This window comes from Bacteroidota bacterium, assembly GCA_034439655.1.
GTDB lineage: Bacteria > Bacteroidota > Bacteroidia > UKL13-3 > UKL13-3 > CANJUD01.
The window spans coordinates 1-3,641 of record JAWXAU010000178.1 but is presented as its reverse complement, the minus strand read 5'-3'; the positions used below and the strand labels follow the sequence as shown (position 1 = coordinate 3,641).

Sequence of the window (3,641 nt, the reverse complement as noted above, 5' to 3'; positions counted from 1 at the left end):
GCTATAAAGTATGTTTTAACTTCCGTTATAGGTTAAGAATTTGGTATAACATTCTACAAACCAAATCCGCCACAGGCGGAGAACTATTTTAGTTTAAGAATTGGTATAATTATATGTTACCTTTTGAGCATAACAATTAAAGGTCTTTCCGAAAACGAAAATAAAAATCAAAAAAGTTCTATAATTCATTGCTGTTTAATGATTGGTGTCTCTTATAGCAGAAAGCAATAAAGGTGCTAGAGGCATATACTGTAGTTTCACACAAAAGGCAAAAATATAGTGTTATCTTCACAATTCATCAAGTTTTTTTCAAAGGTATGATAGAACAAACTTACTCAAAAACATTCATGATATACTTCGGCGGAGTTACCTTTTTGAAAGTTTCAAACGTTCCAAAAGGCAATAAAAGCATTAATGAAACACATAAACCCTATTCACCCTTTGTGATATATGCGTGAGTATTTCATAAGGGATAGTATTACATACTTCAGCCATTTTATATAACTGCTCCGCATTTTCGAATATGATAATTTCATCGCCAGCTTTGGCATCGCAATTAGTTAAATCGACCATGCACATATCCATACATACATTGCCTACAATATCTACCGCTTTTTGTTTTATATATAATTGTCCTTTGCGATTACTTAATAGTCTATTTAATCCATCTGCGTAGCCAATTGCTACAATTCCTATTTGCATATCTTTATCGGCAGTGGTATGACGGCCATAGCCAATGGTGTCGTCTTGCTTGATGTTTTTTGTTTGAAGTATTATAGAAACCAAACGACTCACAGGTTGTAGTTTGTTTTGTATATTATTGGTAGGATCAATACCATAAAGTCCAATGCCCAAGCGTATCATATCAAATGGTCTTTTAGGGTTAAACCGGATACTGCCCGCAGTATTACTAGTATGGTTTAAAATAGTATAGTTTAATATACTTTGTATATCATTTGCCATTTGCTCAAATCTATCAATTTGGCTTTGTGTAAAAGTATCAAACTCGTTTTCATCGGCAGCGGCAAGGTGGGTAAATATGGATGCTATTTTTAGTTTGGGAAGTTTTTGTATATGTTCCGTTAAAATATATAATTCATCTGTTTGAAAACCCAAACGGTGCATGCCAGTATCCAATTCAATATGAATAGCAGGCCAGGTATTACAATGATTGTCTGCCAAAAATTTTATATAGCTTTCCAATTCTTGTATACTATATACTTCTGGTTCCAAATTATAATCTACCAAAAGTCTATAACTATTTGGCTCAGGACTCATCACCATTATAGGTGTTTTAATTCCTGCTTTGCGAAGTTCCACACCTTCATCCGCATAGGCCACAGCCATATAATCTACCTTTTGGTGTTGAAGCATTTTCGCGAGTTCATGTCCGCCACTTCCATAACCAAATGCTTTTACCATCGCCATTACTTTGGTATGAGGTGGTTGCAAAGCAAGTAAAGTATGCAGGTTGTGTGATACATTTTCCAAGTTTATTTCTAAACGAGTTTGGTGTGTTTTTTTCTCCAGTGCTTTGCTTATTTGTTCGAAACCAAATATGCGTGATCCTTTGATTAATATAGCTTGTTCGCTCCATTGCGACGTATTGAGTTTTGATATATAGTTGGCAGTATCTTTATAAAACTCTTTATCGCATTCAAAAAGTTTTGCATGTTTGCTTATTTCAGGACCTATGCCAATCAACTTATCTATATTATGTCGCTTGATAAGGTTTGCAATCAAGGTATATAAATCATCGCTACTTAAACCACTTTGTTGGAGGTCGCTTAGTATTATAGTTTTTGAAAGACGTGGATTCTGCCTTTCCAAATAATCTAACGCTACTTGCAGCGATTCTATATCGGCATTATAACTGTCGTTTATTATAATACAATTATTCACGCCATGCAGCATTTGCAAACGCATTTCGACAGGTTGCAGCGTGGTAAATCTTTGTATATGTTCTTCATCCAATCGTTCCAAAGCGAGTAGACAACAAAGGCAAGTAAGTGCATTGGCTATAGAAGCATCATCGCTAAAAGGTATATCAAATTTTAATTCTGTAGATTTATATATATAAGTAATCGAGCTACCCAAAATAGTCTTCTCCACCTTCTGAACATTTACGGTGGCATGGGTGCTAAACCCCCACGTAATCATTTTAATAAAATGCTTGTGCTTGAAAGCTTCGAGAGCTTGTTTCAATTGCACATTTCCTACAGGAGCTATAATACAATCGGCATCTTTTGCAAGCATTAGTTTCTCTTCTGCTTTTTGCAAATGGTTCTCGAAACCTGCATCGTGTGCGGTCCCCAAGTGCGTGAACACGACCATATCGGGTTTAATAATATGTTGCAATTGTTCCATTTCGCCAGGCTGCGATATGCCCGCTTCTATTACAACCAGCCCATGCTCTTTCTCCATTCCCAAAACAGAAAGCGGTACACCAATCTGTGAATTATAACTTCGCGGAGAACGATATATATTATAGTCTTTATGTAGCAAATGGTTGAGCCATTCCTTTACCACGGTTTTACCATTGCTACCGGTAATACCTACTACGGGCATATACATTTCTCTGCGATGGTGGGCTGCCAATGTTTGCAATGCAGTTAAAGTATTTTGTATTTGTATTATACTTGCCTCAGGCAAAAGTGAATGATCAACGACTTGGCTCACCATAAAACAACGACAGCCATTTTGATAGGCTTGTAGCAAATAATCGTGACCGTTATTCCGCTCACCCACCAAGGCTATAAACAGTGCACTTGCAGGTATGGGATTGGTGCGGCTATCGGTTATAATAGTTTGTATCGCTGCATCTCCGCCGCCATTTGGCAGGCTGCCGTTTGTAATAGTTGCTATTTGAGCTAGGGTATATTGCAAGGTGCAAAGATAGTTTTGGTAAGTATGATTTAATGATTTTAGATTTAATGATTTAAGCATTCATTAAAATACACCCCGCAGGGTATATCCACATAAACATATTTTCACCACTATTTGCAGCATGTTAAACAGAGCTACAATCTTTTTCTTGTTTGTACTTATGGTGTCTAGTGCAATGGGACAAACAGGGCTTACGGTGGGATACCATTATGGGCATGCCAACCCAAAAGAAGTGAACCGTGTGATACATGCCTACAATCTTCGCAACGAAACTATTCTTACCAAAAATATGCCTGCCATACATGGATTTAGAGGGTTCTCCATCGGCTTTCAGGGTAAAACTGGTCGAAATTCAGGAATTGATTTGATGTGAGTGGGGAGGCAAGCCACCGTGTCGGCACAAGGGAGTGATGGAGCAGGTGGTGCAGTACAACGCGATATTAAAGTTGCCAGCAATTCATTTAATTTAGGGAAGTATTATACTTGGGGCGGGGATAAATTTATGTGGGGTTATTCATTCGATGTGGGGGTGCGGTTCAGAGGTTATACACGCAAAGCCGAACCATCGAAAATTAGTGATGAGAAATGGGAGAAGATATTTAATGTAGGATCGGATCCATTTCGAGTACTATATAATGTAATACCTTCTGCTTATACTATATAGTGTCTGTGCGAAAACTCCTCTTTTTTTATTTTCAATTTTTGGAATCAGTACTGTATGCTCCCAATGTTATGAAAAATCCTATATGCTCCTG

Annotated in this window: 3 protein-coding genes; 2 read left to right on the top strand and 1 reads right to left on the bottom strand. The window is 37.4% G+C overall.

Annotated features, from left to right (window positions below; translation table 11 throughout):
• Nucleotides 1–411: 411 nt before the first annotated feature.
• Nucleotides 412–2,946: a bifunctional UDP-N-acetylmuramoyl-tripeptide:D-alanyl-D-alanine ligase/alanine racemase gene (locus SGJ10_13560; GenBank protein ID MDZ4759148.1), complete on the bottom strand. Its 2,535-nt coding sequence runs from the start codon at nt 2,944–2,946 to the stop codon at nt 412–414.
• A 61-nt stretch (nt 2,947–3,007) separates the two neighbouring features.
• Here SGJ10_13560 and SGJ10_13555 point away from each other — a divergent pair, with 61 nt between their 5' ends.
• Together SGJ10_13555 and SGJ10_13550 are read left to right on the top strand one after the other, a co-directional pair.
• Entirely contained in the window at nt 3,008–3,259 is a 252-nt protein-coding gene (locus SGJ10_13555; GenBank protein ID MDZ4759147.1) for a hypothetical protein, read from the top strand.
• Entirely contained in the window at nt 3,260–3,550 is a 291-nt protein-coding gene (locus SGJ10_13550; GenBank protein ID MDZ4759146.1) for a hypothetical protein, read from the top strand.
• Nucleotides 3,551–3,641: the final 91 nt, after the last annotated feature.